The sequence below is a fragment of the Aquimarina algicola genome (assembly GCF_006443095.1).
Taxonomy (GTDB): domain Bacteria; phylum Bacteroidota; class Bacteroidia; order Flavobacteriales; family Flavobacteriaceae; genus Aquimarina; species Aquimarina algicola.
Genome location: NZ_VFWZ01000011.1, coordinates 24,140 through 43,502 on the forward strand (window position 1 = coordinate 24,140; position 19,363 = coordinate 43,502).

The 19,363-nt window shown below is 33.3% G+C and carries 14 protein-coding genes; 3 read left to right on the forward strand and 11 right to left on the reverse strand.

Going from position 1 to position 19,363, the window contains the following annotated elements; all coding sequences use genetic code 11:
• Nucleotides 1-119 precede the first annotated feature (119 nt).
• Genes FHK87_RS24680 through FHK87_RS26465 form a run of 3 tightly spaced genes read left to right on the forward strand, consistent with a single transcriptional unit; the run spans nt 120 to nt 3,843 of the window.
• Entirely contained in the window at nt 120-1,169 is a 1,050-nt protein-coding gene (locus tag FHK87_RS24680) for a sensor histidine kinase (RefSeq protein WP_140597559.1), read from the forward strand.
• On the forward strand, nt 1,166-1,891 hold the full coding sequence (locus FHK87_RS24685; protein ID WP_140597560.1) for a LytR/AlgR family response regulator transcription factor: 726 nt from the start codon (nt 1,166-1,168) through the stop codon (nt 1,889-1,891). The genes FHK87_RS24680 and FHK87_RS24685 overlap by 4 nt, the downstream gene beginning before the upstream one ends.
• 11 nt (nt 1,892-1,902) lie before the next feature.
• Nucleotides 1,903-3,843: a sodium:solute symporter family protein gene (locus FHK87_RS26465; RefSeq protein ID WP_226294414.1), complete on the forward strand. Its 1,941-nt coding sequence runs from the start codon at nt 1,903-1,905 to the stop codon at nt 3,841-3,843.
• 77 nt (nt 3,844-3,920) lie between these two features.
• On the opposite strand, the gene FHK87_RS24695 is transcribed toward FHK87_RS26465, so the two are convergent.
• The 11 genes from FHK87_RS24695 to FHK87_RS24745 all read right to left on the reverse strand — a co-directional run bounded on the left by FHK87_RS24695 (nt 3,921) and on the right by FHK87_RS24745 (nt 19,292).
• A complete protein-coding gene (locus FHK87_RS24695) occupies nt 3,921-5,375 on the reverse strand; it encodes an arylsulfatase (RefSeq protein WP_140597561.1) in 1,455 nt (484 codons plus the stop codon).
• Between the two features lie 61 nt (nt 5,376-5,436).
• Complete coding sequence (locus FHK87_RS24700; RefSeq protein WP_140597562.1) at nt 5,437-8,076, reverse strand: PQQ-binding-like beta-propeller repeat protein; 2,640 nt, start codon at nt 8,074-8,076, stop codon at nt 5,437-5,439.
• Nucleotides 8,077-8,149: 73 nt separating this feature from the next.
• A complete protein-coding gene (locus tag FHK87_RS24705) occupies nt 8,150-9,688 on the reverse strand; it encodes a sulfatase family protein (RefSeq protein ID WP_140597563.1) in 1,539 nt (512 codons plus the stop codon).
• A gap of 254 nt (nt 9,689-9,942) precedes the next feature.
• Nucleotides 9,943-11,337: a hypothetical protein gene (locus FHK87_RS24710; RefSeq protein WP_140597564.1), complete on the reverse strand. Its 1,395-nt coding sequence runs from the start codon at nt 11,335-11,337 to the stop codon at nt 9,943-9,945.
• Between the two features lie 109 nt (nt 11,338-11,446).
• Complete coding sequence (locus FHK87_RS24715) at nt 11,447-12,952, reverse strand: sulfatase family protein (RefSeq protein ID WP_140597565.1); 1,506 nt, start codon at nt 12,950-12,952, stop codon at nt 11,447-11,449.
• A gap of 5 nt (nt 12,953-12,957) precedes the next feature.
• Nucleotides 12,958-14,466 carry a sulfatase gene (locus tag FHK87_RS24720; protein ID WP_140597566.1) on the reverse strand — a complete coding sequence of 503 codons (1,509 nt, stop codon included), beginning with the start codon at nt 14,464-14,466 and terminating at the stop codon, nt 12,958-12,960.
• Between the two features lie 419 nt (nt 14,467-14,885).
• Nucleotides 14,886-16,181, reverse strand: coding sequence for a TRAP transporter large permease (locus tag FHK87_RS24725; protein WP_140597567.1), 1,296 nt, complete (start codon nt 16,179-16,181; stop codon nt 14,886-14,888).
• 6 nt (nt 16,182-16,187) lie between these two features.
• A complete protein-coding gene (locus FHK87_RS24730; protein WP_226294415.1) occupies nt 16,188-16,658 on the reverse strand; it encodes a TRAP transporter small permease in 471 nt (156 codons plus the stop codon).
• The gene (locus tag FHK87_RS24735; protein WP_140597568.1) at nt 16,655-17,629 is read right to left on the reverse strand and encodes a TRAP transporter substrate-binding protein; all 975 of its coding nucleotides are present in this window, start codon (nt 17,627-17,629) and stop codon (nt 16,655-16,657) included. Before FHK87_RS24735 ends, FHK87_RS24730 begins: the two co-directional genes overlap by 4 nt.
• Nucleotides 17,629-18,297 (reverse strand): beta/alpha barrel domain-containing protein, encoded by a 669-nt coding sequence (locus FHK87_RS24740; RefSeq protein WP_140597569.1) that lies wholly within the window; start codon nt 18,295-18,297, stop codon nt 17,629-17,631. Before FHK87_RS24740 ends, FHK87_RS24735 begins: the two co-directional genes overlap by 1 nt.
• Entirely contained in the window at nt 18,294-19,292 is a 999-nt protein-coding gene (locus FHK87_RS24745; protein WP_140597570.1) for a sugar kinase, read from the reverse strand. Before FHK87_RS24745 ends, FHK87_RS24740 begins: the two co-directional genes overlap by 4 nt.
• Between the last annotated feature and the right edge of the window lie 71 nt (nt 19,293-19,363).

The window sequence follows — 19,363 nt, forward strand, 5'->3', positions numbered from 1 at the left end:
AGCGTTTTAAAATTTAATTATGTTTTAAAATATTTAGCAAAGTATTTTGTTTTTCATTAAAAAAACACATAATTTTTTCACGTTTATTAAGGTTTTTTCACAAAAATTAACAGCATACAATGATAAACCCCACACAAAAAAAAATTACTCCTCACATACCATCGAAATATCATTTTTTTCTTTGGTTCGGATATTTCGTAATCAATTTTGTACGTTGGGGGAGTTATTTTAATGACTATTTATACTCACTGAAATCTAATCTTGTAGAGTTTACTATCCATATTCCGCTTACCTATTTTCATATCTATTATTTAATCCCAAAACTTATTGCTAAAAGAAAGTTTGCAGCATACCTAATTGCAGCTTTGGGTTCACTGATGGTAGTCTATATAGCTCGAACTGAACTGAATTTATTATTGGTAACCAGTAACATTTGGCCAGAAGCAATTGGTGCACAAAAAGCATATAGCTTTAACCATATCGTTGCAGTAACTATTGGGGAAGTTTATGTAGTAGCTTTGGTGACTGCTATAAAGCTTACAAGTGAGTGGATATATGAAAGAAAAAAGAATGAATCATTAAAAGAACTTCAATTACAAACAGAGTTAAAGTATTTAAAATCTCAAATACAGCCTCATTTCTTTTTTAATACCTTAAATAATTTATATTATTTAACCATCGAAAAATCAGAAAAGGCTCCGGATGTGGTTCTTAAACTATCTGAGATTATGCAATATATTCTCTATGATGTTAAGGAACCAAAAATAGGATTACTCAATGAAATTAATTATATACAAAGTTATTTGGAGTTAGAGCGATTACGACATGGTGATAAAATAACTTCAGAAATACAAATTGAAGGCAATATTGATGATATTAATATTCCTCCATTACTACTACTGCCATTTATCGAAAATTGCTTTAAACATGGAGGTAAAAATAATACGATGGTAGCATTAGATATTAAATTTGAAAATGCCAAAAACGAACAACTCATATTTTCTGCTACGAATAATTTTAATGTAAACACAACTAAAGAAAAAAAATTCGGTATCGGAATTGAAAATGTAAAACGACGCCTAGAATTGTTATATCACAACAACTATTCTTTAGAAACCAAAATCATAGACAATACATTTAATGTATTACTAAAAATCCCCATAGTATGAACATCAAATGCATCATTATTGACGACGAGCCCTATGCCATAAAAATTATAGAATCTCACTTGGCTTCATTTAAAAATATTGAAGTATTAGGTTCATTTAATAGTCCGATCGAAGCCCTAGAAATTATTGAAAACGGACAAGTAGATGTAATGTTTTTAGACATCAATATGCCCGAAATGAACGGTTTAGACTTTATTAAAAGTAGTAAACATGATTATCAAATAATCATCACTACAGCATATAGAGAATATGCTGTAGAAAGTTTTGAACTTGATGTATTGGATTATCTGGTAAAACCTATCCCCTTCAATCGATTTCTAAAGACCATGAATAAGTTGAGTCAGGCGATCAATAAAAACCAATCTGCAAATGGAGAATATCTTGCCAATAAAGAACCTTATATTTTTCTAAAAGTAGATAAGAAATTGGTCAAAATTTTATTGAAAGATATTTTATACATTGAAAGCCTGAAAGATTACATAAAAGTAATTACAACTCATGGAAATTACCTCGTTCATAAATCGCTCACCGGAATTACCGAAGAGCTACCAAACTCAAATTTTATACGCGTACATAGATCTTACACCATCGCTATCGATAAGATAAAGTCGGTAGAAGGAAATCTGGTAGAAATTGATTCTAAACGGATTCCTATCGGTCGTAACTATGTCAAGCATGTAAAAGATACTATTTTTAGCAACAATAAAGATTTACATATTTAAAAATCATCTACATGATTACACTATCAAAACTAGACCTTATTCTAATCTTTTCTTTTTTTACGATTACTCTGGTTATTGGAATTGTAGTTTCCAAAAAATCCGGAAAAAATACCAGTGAATTTTTTCTTTCCGGGAGAAACATGCCTTGGTGGCTCTTGGGATTATCAATGGTTGCTACCACATTTTCTACAGACACTCCCAATCTGGTGACTGATATTGTGAGAAAAGGTGGAGTTTCTGGAAACTGGGCCTGGTGGGCGTTTTTGATTACCGGATTACTTACCGTTTTTGTGTATGCCAAACTATGGCGAAAATCTAATGTAAACACTGATATTGAGTTTTACGACTTACGATATGGAGGTAAACCTGCTCATTTCTTGAGAGGGTTTCGAGCGCTCTACTTAGGAGTTATTTTTAATGTATTAGCCATGTCAGGTGTTACGCTGGCAGCCATAAAAATTAGTCAAGTTATGCTAGGACTAGATCCTTTGTACACTGTAGGTATCGCCGCGCTGATTACTGTAATCTTTAGCGCCGTGGGAGGTTTTAGAGGTGTCGTATATACTGATTTTGTATTGTTTTTTACTGCTATGGTTGGAGCCATAGGAGCGGCCTATTATTGTGTTAATCTTCCAGAAGTAAACGGTGTAACCAACCTCATCTCTCATCCTCAAGTCGTTGACAAAATATCTCTGCTTCCCGATTTTAATAATACAGAGTTAGTCATTGTTTTGTTGATTATTCCTCTTGCCGTGCAATGGTGGAGCTCATGGTATCCCGGTGGTGAACCCGGAGGTGGTGGCTATATTGCTCAACGTATGCTGGCAGCTAAGAATGAAAACCATGCCATCGGAGCTACATTTTTCTTTAATATTATGCATTATGCTTTACGTCCCTGGCCATGGATCTTGGTAGCACTGGCTTCTTTGGTATTATATCCAAAAGATGATGTGAATACCATGGAAACTGCAAAACATAACTATGTTGAAATGCAGAAGCTAGAAGAAACAAGAACATTGACCGAAGAAGAAAAAAAACAAATGGATACCTACTATTTTGCTTCAGAAGGGCTCACTGCAATCCGAGAAGCATTTCCTGAAGAAAAAGTACAAAAAGATAAAATTGGTCATGATCTAGCATATTCTGCAATGCTTACACGACTACCTTCTGGTCTCTTAGGTTTAGTATTAGCTTCTTTAATTGCGGCATTTATGTCTACCATTTCTACGCATCTTAATTGGGGATCCTCATACATCGTTAATGACTTTTACATACAACAAATCAACAAAAATGCTTCTGAAAAAGAACTGGTACGTGTAGGTAGAATTTCTACTGCTACACTGATGTTAATCAGTACTGTTCTAGCACTAAAACTTACCAATGCCAAACAAATTTTTGATTATATTATCATGTTTGGTGCAGGTACGGGATTGATTTTCATATTAAGGTGGTTTTGGTGGCGTATCAATGCATGGAGCGAAATTTCGGGAATGTTCGCATCTGGAATTGTATCTATTATTTTTAATCTCGAATCCGTTAATCTTGCGTTATCCGAGGCTGGTCCTCTACCCGGATGGTCCAAATACCTTCTGGTCGTTGCCATTACAACAATCATCTGGCTTACGGTTACTTTTCTAACAAAACCAGAAGACAACAATGTCTTGTTTACCTTCTATAAAAAAATACAACCCGGTGGTCCTGGTTGGAATGCCACATTAAAGGCTGCAGCGCAACAAAATCAAGACATCAAAACCGATTTCAGTACATGGAGTGTTCCCTCGGGTATCTTAGCTATGCTGGTAGGATGTGTTTTAATTTACGGAGTTCTTTTTGCCACAGGATATTGGATTTATGGTCAATATACATTAGCTATTATTTTAACAATAGTTGTTATAGTCGCTACATTCATTTTGAACAAGCTGTGGAAGAGAATAAAGAATACTTTTTTATAACAAATAAGATATAGCAATTATAAAATGACATCTTATCTAATTTAAAAAGTATTCTTTATTAATATTAAGAAATATTTTTACAATGGAAAGTCTTGTGAGGGTATCGAAGCTTTATTCATTAAACTCTTCAATTCTTTGACAATTGCAAGATGTTTATTTGCTATATTATTCATCTCCAGACTATCTTTAGCCAAGTTATATAATTCAAATTCTCCTTTAGGGGTTTTATTGATATTATACCATACCCCTTTCCAATCTCCTTTTCTAATTGCTTTTCGCCCCTGTTTTATATTATATTCCCAATATAAATAATCGTGTTGTTTTTGATTTCCTGTATTGGTTAATGTAGGTACAATAGAAATCCCGTCGCTAATGTTTGGTGTATCGATTCCTGCTAGCTCTGCAAACGTTGGCATCATATCCCAAAATGCAGATATATGGTTAGAAGTAGAACCTTCCTTAATTTTACCGGGCCACATTACTATAAATGGTGAACGAATTCCTCCCTCATACAAATCACGTTTTATTCCTTTAAGTCCAGCAGTACTATTAAAAAACTCTGGGTGTGCTCCTCCTTCTTTGTATGGTCCATTGTCACTAGCAAACATAATTATTGTATTATCAGCAATTCCTAGTTGTTGGACCTTCACCATTATTTGACCAACATAAGCATCCATTCTTGTTACCATTGTTGCATAAGTTGCCAAAGGATCATCTTGTGAAGTATACTCTGATATTACAATATCAGGACCATAATCTGACGTATATTTTTTATCTGCTGTATGCGGTATTTCTTTAAATTTACCTTTGTACATATCATAAATAGAGTCGTTTGGTGATATGATTTCTGCATGCGGTAACACCATTGGTATGTAAGCAAAGAATGGTTTATCTTTATTTTTTTCAATAAATTCTAATGTTTTTTCTTGTATAACATCTGGAGCATAAGTAACCGTATTTGTCCAATCATTACCTTCTAACTCTACTCTTTTCTGATTGTGATTTAAATACGCCGGATAATATCTATGTGCTAATTTCTGACAGTTATACCCAAAAAATTCATCAAATCCTTGGCTATTCGGATCCCCCTCATTAAAGCCAAGTCCCCATTTGCCAAACATTCCTGTTTTGTACCCGGCTGTTTTTAAAACTTCTGCAATGGTTATTGCCTCACTTGGTAATGGTAATTGACCTTCTTCACCTACTCCTTTATTTCCTCTAATAGGGGTATGACCGGTATGCTGACCCGTCATTAAAGATGAACGAGCAGGGGCGCATACTGCTGCACCACTATAATGTTGTAAAAATTTTATTCCTTTTTTTGCTAGTTGATCTATATTAGGCGTTTTAATCTTTTTTTGTCCATAACAACCTAAATCACCATATCCCAAATCATCTGCTAAAACATAAATAATATTAGGCTTTGATATTTTTTGAGAAGTAATCGTATTTGATGCTATTTTTTGCTCCTGTTTACAACTCAAAATAATAATTACAATTAACAAAAGGGTCGATCTATATATAATTGCCATTTTTTAATAACATTTTAAAGTTAGATATTGTCAAATGAGTACATACTTATTTTTGATAAGATTAATAAGCGATATCAATAAATCGCATTGAACCAGCAGGTATATTCACTTTAATTTCTTTTGCTAACTTAATTTCATTGCCTGATAAAATATCAGTGGCAGATTTAGGCGTTCTATTTTGAAACTTGACTATAACCTCATGCTGTTTTGGATTAATATAATTTGGATCTACCAAAACTAACCTAGTATGATTTTTATCTATTCTAATGGCACTCCAAGACGCTCCATTAACAAGAATATTCAATTGTTGCCCTCCTTGAGCAACTTTTTCTTTTATGGTAGCACCAAACTCAGTTGCCGAAACTTTCTTTTCTCCTATGTATCCAACCTTTGCATTACTAACAAAATATGGGATTTTTTCTGTTTGTAATTTTTGTTTGGATTCTACAGGAGCAATCGCAACCATACCCTTTGGTATTTGTGGCAAATAATTTAACCAACGATATCTGACTCCCAAAGCTAACTTTGAAAAATCATGTTCTGGAATTGATGCACCTGCCCAATGCATTTGGGCTACCGAAAACACCGCATTTTCATCGTCTGTTTCGTAATGTTTTACTTTATGATGATCATCAACTACATGTACTAATTTTTCGTCTACATCTTTAATTAAATGCCAAGAACCAATCGATTGGATATTTTCTGGTTCAACAATTGGAATAACACCTGATTTCATCAATGCAAACAGAATATTTAAGCCTGGTCTTTCTACAAAACCACTTGTAGACACAATACCAAACCTTGCTCCATAAGAAGCCATAATCACCCCTTGTCTTAAATAAGGTGAGACTGTATTCTGCCCACATGGTGATAATGGTCGCCAACTTGTTGGGTTATCATCAATCAAACGCATCGCAAAGTCATTGATATAACCTCCGGAGTGCATACCAATACGACCTGCTAAGTTTAGGTCTTGTATTCTATTGCTTGTATCTTCTGATGCCGGCACTAAAAAGTCATTATATTTTCCTGAGAAAAACATTTCTTTCCATAAAGGTAAGTGAGATGTTGCTGCCCAAAACATATTTTTGTATCTAAACATTAGCTTTGCTCTATTATTCTTACGAATTGCTTTTGCTAATCTTGGTAGATATTCATTTATAAAATGAATGACTCTTGGATCTTCGGTATTATGCATTTCTGCATATACAAATCCATAACAAGTTGTTGGTGCAACCTCTAGAATTTTTTCTAATGTTTCGATTTGAATATAAAATGGATCATTCCCGTGGCCTGCCCACATTGTAAATGGCTGACCTTGTTCTTCCATTTTTCTAGCCATTTCTACAATTTCTTCTCTAGTATCTTGGTATTTACCACGTCTATCTTTTTTTAAGGCAATATCACCCAAAAGGGCTACTAAAGGGGAACGATCTGTACCTTCTTTTGGTGATTTTTGAATAACAAATTTTACATTCCCTCCATTTAATTTGTCTAATTTTGGATCAATATTTTCTCGTGTGCTCATTACCCATTCTTTATCAGAACGTTTTTGATAAGAAGGTAATTTAAAGTTTAAAGTTTGTTCGTAAAGTTTTTTGAGATTGTCTGCAACCTCTGCCATTCGACCTTCTTTTTTGTGCTTTGTATCCCACCATTTATCATTTTTTAGATCAAAAAAACGTACTACATTACCACCATCTACTGTTCCTCCGGCAACAAGCTGATTAGAAACCGGATCGTAAGTAAAATCACTAAATACCATTTTACCATATCTCGACCCAGCTTCTTTTACTACTTTTCCTTGAGTATCTAATACCATTATAATGCCCCCATGTTGAAACATGATTTCATTTCTACTCGGTAAAAAAGTACCCTGAGAATGTGCGTATCGTTGAGTTTGTTTTTTGTTTCCAGTATAGACTGCTAATACATCAAAGTTACTGTCCAGAGCTGTGAATTGGGGCTGCATAGATCTATCACCAAAAAATAATACATCATCCTTATTATCTCCGTTGATGTCTGATACTGTAATATCAGTAATCATATATTTAGAAAGGTTTTTTAAACGCTTATCCTTTAATTTAGCATTCTTGATCACTTCTTTGGTAGCAGAATCTATAAACCCTAAAAAATCCCATCGAAACTTATCGTGATTATAAGTCATTAAAAATAAATCTTCTTTATCTCCAAAAAAGTTCCCAGTTTGTATTTTTCTTACAACACCCTTGATTTTTGTTTTAGAAACTAACTTTCCTTTGCTATCTAATTCGTATAAATTGTAGTCGTTACCTCCTGCAAAAATCTGAACTTTCTCTTTGTTATTGACAATCGCAACTTCTGAAAATCTTATTTTATGATCTGAATTGAATTTCCAAAGCAATTCACCTGAGCTATCATAGCAAAAAATATTACCATTAGCATTGGCTGCCAGCAAATCATCATTACCATCGCCATTAATATCAGCTGCTTCGATTTCGAATAATACAGCAGGATCTTCTGTTTTAACACGCCATTTTTTTTCTCCATCCATTGTATAACTAGATACACTACCATCTAGCTCTCCGATATATAAAATGCTTTCTCCACCTACAGAAGCCACAACAGTGTGCCTAATAGCATCCCCTTCTGTTTGAAAGTTTTGAGCTTTAACGCTATTTGTTAAAACGATGAAAAAGCATAACGCAAAAAATTTGTTCATTTTCCTAAATTAATTTTAGTTTCTTTTAAGACTGTCAAAATTTATATTCGTTTAATCATTTCAAAAAATACAATTACTCCATAAATTTTTTATATTCTGGATTCACCGTTGCATTTTTAAATTGTGATCTGTCTTTCCACAAATTATATGTAGCTTTTAATTGTACTGAATGTTCTGGGGACTGTCCTTTGTCTCCTGTTTCTTTTATCCAGTTTTGAAGTACTGTTCTGTGTTCTAAAAGAATATCTGCATATTCTGGCTTTTTAGCCAAATTATCTATTTGATGTGGATCGTCTTTTAAGTTATATAATTCTTCATGAGGTCTTTCTCCAAACCAATGCTCTTCCTGATACTTTGTTAGTTTTTTTTCTTTGAAAGCTTTTTTAAAATCTTTTACGATAGGCTTCTTATCTCTGTAACCGGCTTGCATCATTGGTCTTTCCGGAAAGTAATTTTTTATATAACGGTATTCTTTTGAAACTACTGTTCTAATTTTATCAATGGTAAAATCACAACGATCTCTTGCGCCTATTACGTAGTTTTGTTCTTTGTAGGATGCTGCAAACAAATCTTGTCCGTCTAAATAAGTTGGTAATTCTGCTTTACCCATCACAAGAGTAGTCTTGGCAACATCCAAAAGCGATACCAAATCTGTTCTGACCGATCCTGATTTTAACAAAGGATGATCTCCTTTTATAATTAGAGGAACCAACATTCCTCCTTCGTAACAAAACTGTTTATGTCTAAGCGACGTGGGACTTCCATGGTCTGAGAAAAAGAAAATGATCGTGTTTTCTAGCTCTCCATCTTCTTTAAGTTGGTTTACTATTGTTTCAACATTTACATCGGCACCTCTATTTGCATTAAAATGATCTGTCCACGCGCTTCGATGAGACGGAATATCAGGAAAATATGGTGGAATTGGAACATCATTTGCCGCTAGCTCCTCTCCTTTTCTAACAAATTTAGCATGTGCTTTTCCTCCATCGATCTGAATTTGACCAAACCAGGGTTGATTCTTATCTTTTCTAGCATTCCATGTATTTTTAGTAATGGATTTAGAATATTTTGCTTTATTACCTTGCCAACCATTCATTCCTACTTTATAATTGTCATCGCTCCCCACATCATAGAGTGCGTTCCTATCATAATGAAAATTGTAATCATCTTTTCCGCTATTGAAGGTAAAATATCCTGCACGCCTCATAAGTTCAGGAACTGTCTTCATTTCTTTGGGCAGATTAATACGTAGTTTTTCTGGTACAATTTCACCATCTGTTGTTCGGCTAGAACGATGATTATGAGTCCCAGTTGTAGTCTGCATCACACCAGTAATCAAAGCAGAACGTGATGCGGAACAAACCGGTGCGGTTGTATATGCTCTTTTAAAAAGTACACCTTCAGACGCTAATTTATCAATAACCGGTGTTGCATTTTTATTTATTGAATCTCCGTAACAACCCATAAACGGAGATAAATCTTCAGCAAAAATCCAAAGTATATTAGGTTGTTTTTTGTCTTTAACTTTAACTTTCGGACTATCGCACGAAAAAAGTACGATACTTGAAAATAAAAATAGACTAAAAACTAATTTACTAACGGTAATTTTCATCCTAACAAGATTAAGTTGTAATAGTAATCAAAGGTAATTTTAAAACAAATGACGAAATGTCTCTAATAGTAAAAAAAATGTATTTGAAAGTACTATTAATACCTAAAACACAATACACTAAGGAGTTGAAACCTTATTCGTTGTTAGCAACTTATATAAACAGTTCTAAAATTTAGTTTGAGAAATTTCTATTTAGCATCAATTATCTTCTTCTAGTCATGCTCTTATAATATTTCCAAAAAAAATTAACGAAACTATTTACAATCGATGCTCATACTATCATGTACGTACTCACCTCCAAGTGCAAAATCAGAATTTGTAATCGTTATATTCTCGATATTAATCTCATAACATCCATTTCCGTCACATCCACTAGCTACAGTAGCATTATCTCTAATAGCACCAATAGAAATCCCAGATTTACTTTCTTGGTCAGGATTGAACTCAGCTGATTTTAATATTTCTTGAGTCGAACAATCAAAAAATTTAAAATCTTTAAATTTCAATTGTGCTTTGTCTCCACCTGTACATATAATATTCCCTACATATGATAGTTCATTAAATGTTCCTTTATTATTAACTGAGCCTGTATTATCTAAAAACCCAGCAGCAATTTTGACCGCGTAGGCTGAATTAATAGCTATTACTCCATCAATATCAACACGTCCTTGATCTACTCGATGTGGTGAGAAAGTAATACCAGTTCCGCCATTTCTTATTTTTATATTTCGCCCTACAATATCATCAATTGTAGATTGGTTATCTATATTTATAACGGAAGCACCCGTCTCTAATCTTAATGTAGTACCTCCGGTTCCGTCTAGGTTTTTGAATAAAATCGTTTTTCCTGCTTGAATTTGGATAATTCCATAACCAACATGACCGTTTATTGCTATAATATCCTTAATAATACCATTTTGACTGGTTTCATTTTTATCATTGCTAGAGCTTAAGTTTAGCACGATATTCGAAATTTTAGAATATGAATCTTCAATCTTAATCCCTGAAAATTGAAAATTGTGAACATAGCTATAGTCCGCAACTCTAATCCCCTTATAATCTCCTGTCGGGATAATAATTTTAAACCAAGTACTAGAATCTACGTTGTTTTGATCTGTATTTGTAATTGCAGAATTTTCAACAAAAAATGTATCGCCAATATCAAAAATAACAAGATTCTTATTTGATGTGTTTCCTGACAGATCTGGATAAATGACTACATCTGCATCAAACTTCAACTGTACGTTAGATCTTAATTTTATATTTAACAGGTAGTATGTTCCACCGGTTATTCTAATTACACCACCACCTGAATTAAATTTATTTTCAATTTCTTGATTTAATGTATTACTATCTATCAAATCTTCATTACCTGTTAATGTAAGGATCGTTTCATTTGCAGGTATATTATCTACATAAAATCGTTCTTCATTATCTGCTAGCCTAGGGAAGTTATTTTCTTCTCCGTTATCATCAGTTTCATCGTTAGTATCATCATTATTATCGTCGTCAACATTATCATCATTATCATCTTGTTGCATTTCTTCTTCCAAAATAAATTCTTCATCAGAGCATGATATGAATGTTAATGAAGTACATAATAGTAGCAAAGCTGTTTTAAGTTTAAGTTTTAGCAGGAATTTCATCATAGTAATTTTGTTTTCGAAATTAAATTCGCACAAAAAAAATGTTAAAATCCTAATAAATTGTCTTCAACAGTTCACAAAATGTCTTTTAAGATAAAATGAGTGGGATATTTTATTTGATTATGTAAGCCTTATTATTTTTTAAACCAGGTTCATCATATTTTTTTAGCTGTTTAAACAGCTCGTTTTGCATTTCTTTTGCAATGGTAGCGTATGCTTTATCATAGTAAAAGTTGACAATTTCGTCAGGGTCTTTTTTCAAATCAAATAAATATGGTTTTTCATCTTTATCTATAACCAATTTATAACGATCACTTACGGCGCATACCCATTGACCACCTGTTCTGGCGAAGTAAGTAATTCTATCACTATTTACAACTTTTTCAGTGCTTATGTAGTCATGAGAAGTGTCTAAGCCATGAAACTTAACATCGGTTTTAATATCCATCAAACTTAGTATAGTTGGTGTAAAATCAATGTTATTATATGCGGTATTAATTACCTTTCCGGCCATAATTTTATTGGGATATCGAATAACGAATGGAATTTTAGCCGACGCTTCGTAGGGCATACCTTTATTTCTACGATTATGCTCAAAAAATAAGTCTCCATGATCTGATGTAAACACTATAATCGTGTTTTCAGTTAAGTTGTTGTCATCCAAAAATTTAAGAATACGTCCTACACTATCATCAATATGACTTACCATACCAAAATACTGTTTCAGAGCATTCTTTTCATTGATGAAAGACTTTTTCCCAACAGCTTCATTATTTGTTTTTCCTGTTGCCCAAGATGGTCTCATTTTAACATATTTTTCCTCCATCGTTTTTGGCGCTTTGATATCCAAACCTTCATACATTTTATCATAAGGTGGTCTGGCATGGTCCGGTGTATGTGGATCAGGAATAGACAGCATCAGAGCAAAAGGTTTGTCTTTATCTCTCTCTAAAATTTCTAAGGTTTTATCAGTAAAATAATCTGTTGCATGAATGATCTCATCTTGAGGTACTCCTTTGGCTTTATTGATATTAATCTCTCGGATACCATCTTTAGTAAACTGATAGTAAGGAGTATGTCCACCGGTCATCATGTATCGGTTATCATCAAAACCTGCTTTATATTTTATATTGAATTTATATTTTTCATGACCTCCAGCCAAATGCCATTTACCCACATATGAAGTTGCATAACCCTGAGCTTTTAAAATAGTTGCAAATGTTGGAATATCTTCTCTTATTGGCATACCATTCTTTGGTGCACCGGTAGCTTGTGGATATAAACCTGTTACAAGAGATGCTCTAGATGGCGTGCAAACCGGCGAAGAACAATAATAACTTGTTGCTATAGCGCCTTCATCTGCTATCCTATCTATATTGGGGGTTGTAGCATTATTGCCTTTACCCCAAACAAAGGCTTGATCTTCTGACATTAATTCTTGATAACAACTTAATGTTCTAAAATTATGTTCATCTGTATGAATAATAATGAGATTTGGTTGTTTTTTGACTAAAGTATTATTGTTCTTATCTTTATTAAAATTTTCCTCAGAGGTTTTGAAAGAGACAAATATTACTCCCAGAAATAATATTGATAGTATAAAAATTCGTAGTTTCATTTTCTTTAAAATTTGCGTTTCGATTTTATTGTAGGGTCTTGGTCAACATCAACGTAGTTTTTAGGCTTCTTGTAACGTTCTTTACTAGGTTCTTTTCGAGTTTTAGGAATGTATTTTCTTAGATTTGCTATAATATTTTGATATTTGGCATCGTATACTAAGTTGTTCCATTCCATCGGGTCTTTTTTAACTTCATATAGCTCTTCACCTCCATCGAGGTATTGAATAAAATGAAAATCATTTGCTAGTACAGAGGTTCCATTTACAGATACGGTCACTCCTGGATATTCCCAATTAGCAGATGGAGCACGTAATAATTCTGAAAAATTATGACCATCAAGATTTTCTTTTTGAGGTAAGTTGGCTAAATTGATCAGTGTTGGATATAGGTCTATCAAACTAACTGTTTGATCTGAGTACATGGCATTTTTCATACTCGGAAGCTTTACAAACAGTGGTGTTTTTATAGCTTCAGACCAAAGTGTGTTTTTTAAATAACGTAATTTTTCTCCTAAATGCCAACCATGATCTCCCCAAATAACCACTATTGTATTGTCTGCATAGTTGCTTTTTTCTAATGCGTCCAAAACTAAACCCAAGCATTTGTCTACAAAACTAATACTTGCCAGATAGGCTCTGGTAGCTTCTTTAGCCAGATTGTGTTTTTTAATCCATTTGTATTCGTTTGATGGCTCAAACATATTTTTGTTACTTACACTAACGATGTCATCTAAATCGTCTTCTTTTATAAGTATGTCCTCAATATCATCTAGTTTATACATTTCAAAAAACTCCTGAGGCACAAACCAGGGTAAATGTGGTTTAATAAAACCTACTGACATAAAAAAAGGTTTATCAAACTCTCGATTTAATTGTTTTTTTGCCCAATCTGCCACAGCATAATCAACTGTTTCTTCAAAAGTATCTTCTGTTGCTCCCCAGCTTAGCTTAGATTTTTTATCTTGATATTCAGGTTTTTTCACCCCATTTATCATACCTGCTTTTGATGATGTAACATACTTTTTATTCACTACATCTTTATTGTACCTTCTAGCTCTCGCAAATTCATCATAAGCCCAAGCGCCAAAATCTGTGAGCCCATTTTCAGTACCATGTTTATGAAATATTTTACCATTAGAGAGTGTATGGTAACCATTTAAAGAAAAATATTCAGGTAGGGTTGGATTATTTTTTATGATATCAGAATATAGCATATTATGCGCGTTTCCATAAACTCCGGATGTACTAGGCAAAAAACCTGATAATATTGCCGAGCGTGATGGACCACAAATAGGAGCAGCAGTTACTGCATTTTTAAAAACCACTGCACCGCTTTGTACAAATTTATCCATGTTTGGTGTTATCGCTTGCTTGTTGCCGCTCATAGGGCCAACCCAATCGTTGATATCATCAATAGCGATGAATACTATATTAGGAGGTCTTACTTCTTTCTGCGATATTCCATGGAAATATGAAAAAATAAAAATTAGTAATATGTAGGTATGTTTATTCATTAATTAAGCATTATTGATTTACCATTTTTTAGACTAGTATTCATAATAAAGGTTTAAACCTCTATAGCTAAACTTAATTGAGATGACACTTGATCAGCTTTATATTATGATAAAAATTCTGGTAATACTTATTCTAAAGCATTTCTAGAATAACGCTTAAAACTTTCTCGAAATGATAATATTACATTTCTAGTATCAAATACTATTTACCTTAAATATTTTTTCTTCGGAGTTGCTTATCATAAATACTTTTTAACTATGATAAAGTAAATTAATGTGTAGGGAATATTTGTACTCTTAGATACATAACATGTATCTATCAATAAAATTGGAATTACTACTTTTAAATATTTATTAGAATATACTGAAGTGATTCGTATCTAAAAATATATATTTTCAACTTTTAGATACCCATTAATCTAGAAACCAAACCATCTTGGAACCATCAAACTAAGATCAGGAATGTAAGTAATCAATATTAATACAAAAACCATAACCAAAAACAATGGTAACAAAGGCTTTATAACTTTCTGAATATTTAGACCTGCCACGCTACATCCTACAAATAAAACTGAACCTACTGGCGGAGTGCATAAACCAATACATAAATTTAGAATCATAATGACCCCAAAATGTATTGGATCGATACCCATATCTGTAACAATGGGTAAAAAAATAGGTGTAAAAATGAGAACTGCGGGTGTCATATCCATAAAAACACCAACAAAAAGCAATATCAAATTAATGATAATAAGAATTACCACCAGGTTATTACTTATCGACAGTAAGGCAGTGCTTATTTCCTGAGGAATACTTTCGTAAGACATTACCCACGACATCGCAACAGAGGTAGCAATAAGCAACATCACTATTGCGGTAGTTTTCACAGTTTCTAAAAGAATAGAAGGAATGCTCGCAAGTGTTATTTCTTTGTAGACAAATCCTAAAACAAAAGTATAAATTACAGCTACGGCAGAAGCTTCGGTCGCAGTAAATATTCCTGCTACAATTCCTCCAATAACCACTATTAGTAAAAATAAGCTAGGTAAAGCATCCAAAAACCTTTGAACAAGCACTTTTAAACCTGCTTTTTTTTCTGTAGGATATTTTTTTATATATGAATAAATTCCTGCTACAAGCATAAGTGCCAATCCTATCAAGATACCAGGAATATATCCAGCCAAAAACAATGCTGCAATAGAAACACCACCACTCGCAAGAGAATAAATAATTAAAATATTACTTGGAGGTATAATCAATCCTGTAGTCGCACTGGTGATATTAACTGCTGCACTAAATGATTTGTCATAACCTTCTTTTTCCATCATAGGATTCATAAACCCTCCAATAGCAGAAGCTGCTGCCACCGCAGAACCAGAAATCGCTCCAAAAAGCATACAAGCAATTATGTTCACAAAAGCTAACCCTCCCGGTAGAGAACCAACGATGACTTTTGCAAATTCAATTAATCTATATGCTATCCCCCCTCTGTTCATGATTTGCCCCGCAAGAATGAAAAAAGGAACCGCTAACAAAGCAAAACTATCTAATGAAGTGGCCATTCTTTGAGCCAAAGTAGTTACCGAAGGTAGTAAAGGCATAGATATCAATAATGTAAAAAAGGCAGACAATCCAATACTATACGCTATTGGAACCCTTAGTGACAAGAAAATCAAAAAACTAATTACCAATATTAAAGCCTCAATATAATCCATAAGAATTTATTCATTTTGATTTTTCATCTCCTTTAATGTATCTATACTATAAAAAATAATAAGTGATCCGCTTATGGGAACTGCCACATAAATAAATGTTAAAGGGATCTCTAATGCTGCGGACTTTTGATCAAGTATATAAGTTAACCAACAAAGTCTGGTTCCTCCTACTACCATTACAAAAAGAGAAAATATAATCACAGATACAGCAATAATTGATTGATAAAAAATAGGAGAATTATTTATAATTTTACTTGGTATCAAATCTATTGCCAGGTGCAATTGTTTGCCTGTAGCATAAGCTGCGCCAAATAAACCTAACCAAATTAGTGAAAAGCTAGCGATTTCATCTGTAAGAGTGCTGGGAGACCCTAAAATATACCTGGAAATCACCTGCCAAATTACAGCAAGAAGCATAATGCTAATAATAACAATTAATGCTCTTTCCAAAATTTTATCAATCAAAGATCTCATCATTCAATAGATTTAATTTCTTTAATTATCCGCAAAGTCTCCGGATCATTAAAAAGATCATATATTTTCTTAGTTTTTTCGGTAAATGGGGTCTTATCAGGATAGATAATATCAACTCCTGCTTTTTTAATAGCTTGTAAAGCGATCCTTTCTGCTTCTGCCCATGCTTTCCTTTGAAATAATGCTGATTCATAAGCAGCCTCCTCAAGCCATATTTTTTCTTGATCGTCAAGATTTTCCCAAGTATTCATCCCAATTAATAAAATATCAGGTACAGAAGTATGTTCGTCAAAACTATAATATTTACATACTTCATAATGCTTAGAAGTATAAAAACTAGGAAGATTATTTTCTGCTCCATCAACTACACCTTGCTGCAGTGCGGTATAGAGCTCTCCCCACGAAATTGGAGTAGGAGATCCTCCAAGCAGTTGTACCATAGAAACAGCCATATTACTTTTCTGTACTCTTATTTTTAGACTATTCAGGCTTTCTGGTGACAAAATTGGTTTGTCTTTTGAGTAAAAATTCCTGCTCCCGGCATCATAAAAGCATAAACCTTTTAGCAGATAAGGTTTACCTTTTGATAATAGCTCCTCTCCTATCGAACTATCAAATACTTTATGTGAATGATTTTTATCCTTAAATAAGTATGGGATACTTAGAATCTTATATTCTGAGACAAAATTCTCCAATACTGCGGCTGATACTTTAGTAATGTCCAGACTACCTATTTGAAGAAGTTCTAAACACTCTCTTTCTGCCCCTAATTGACCACTGGGATATATTTTCACCTGTAATTTGCCTTTAGATTTTTGTTCCAATACTGTTCCTAAATGTACCATTGCGCTATGAACCGGGTGATTTGTATCCAAACCATGTGCTAGTCTTAGCGTTTTGACCTCCTCATCCTTTTTACAAGAATACAAAAGGAAAAAACATAGAGTCATTATTGCAATTCTTATCCTTTTCATCAGTTTCGCAAAGAATTTATAATTGTTAGAACAGATATAATATCATTCTTTAAGTTTTGATATTCATGACTATCTAAACATTCTTTTTTAAAAAGCTGAGAGCCCATACCTACACAATGCACTCCTGCATCAAACCATGTTTTAAGATTTTTTTCTGTTGGTTCAACTCCCCCGGTAGGCATAATTTTAACCTCAGGAATAACAGATTTTACTGCTTTAACAAAAGTGGCACCCAACAAATTTCCGGGAAAAGCTTTTATTAGTTTTGCCCCTAGTTTTGTCGCATTATAGACCTCAGAAACCGTAGCACAACCAGGAATCCATGTAATTTTATTTTGGAAAGCTACATCTGCTAATTCAGGAATTAAAGCAGGTGAAATAATAAATCGAGCTCCGGCATTAATAAATTTTGAGGCTACAGAAGGTTCAAAAATAGTACCAACGCCCAAAACTAAATCTTTATACTGATCAGAGTATTCAACTAGTTCACTAAAGATATCTAATGCGTTCGATTGCCTATTGGTAAATTCAAAAACTCTAATTCCTGATTCATAACATATATCTAAAACACTTTTACAAACAGAAATATCACCATGACTAAAAACAGGTATCATCCCGGTAAGGTTCATTTTATGTAAAATCTCTTCTTCTGAGTACACTTTTATCATCTCAATAATTTTCCAATATTATTCCCAGAAACCAACATTTCAATCTCTCTCACATCAGCTAGATTAGCATCTCCTTCTATAGAATGTTTTAGAACCGAAGCTGCCAAACCAAACTCTAGTGCTTGTTGATCTTCTTTATGTAACAATCCATAAATTAAACCAGCCATAAAGGCATCTCCGCTTCCAATTCTGTCTATAATGTTTTTTAATTCATATTCTTTTGAGGTATACAACTTATTATCCTTATACATTAAAGCAGATAAGACATTATGAGTAGTAGAATGTGAAATTCTGTTCGTAGTCGCTATTGCTTCAATATTTGGATATAAACGCACAGTCTTTTTACATGCCGATTCAAAATCTTCTTCCTTAATTCCTAAACAGTTTTCAAAATCTGTTAGTCCCGCTATAATTACATCTGTTTTTGAAATTAAATCCGGCATAACTTCTAAAGGTTTTCTACCAAAATTCCAGAGGTTTCTTCTATAATTAATATCTCCGCTAACCTTTACTCCATATTCTTTAGCCTTATTGATGGCAATTTCGCAGAACAACAAAGTTTCTTCAGAAATAGCAGGTGTGATCCCGGTCCAATGAAGCCAATCTGCACCTTTAAAGATCATTTCCCAATTAAAAAAATCACTCTTTATTTTAGAAAACGAAGAGTGAAAGCGATCATAAATAATTTTTGAAGAACGATGCATTGCTCCTGTTTCCATGAAATAAAGCCCTATACGTCCTTGATCAGAAAATTCAATATAATCAGTTCTAACATGTCTTGATTTAAGATAATCAATAACCGATTTTCCAATTTCATGGTTTGGTAAAACAGTGATATGATAACATTCTATACCTAACTGGGCAAGTGATATAGCTACATTGGCTTCAGCACCACCAAAATGAACATTGAAATAATCGGATTGAGAAAACCTTCTATGACCCGGGGTGGTCATCCTCATGAGTATCTCTCCTATTGTAACTATTTTTTTATTCATGAATTATCTATGACTTAATATAAGAAAGTTTTTAAATTTTAACACTTTATACTTTTGATTTGTTCTTTTTT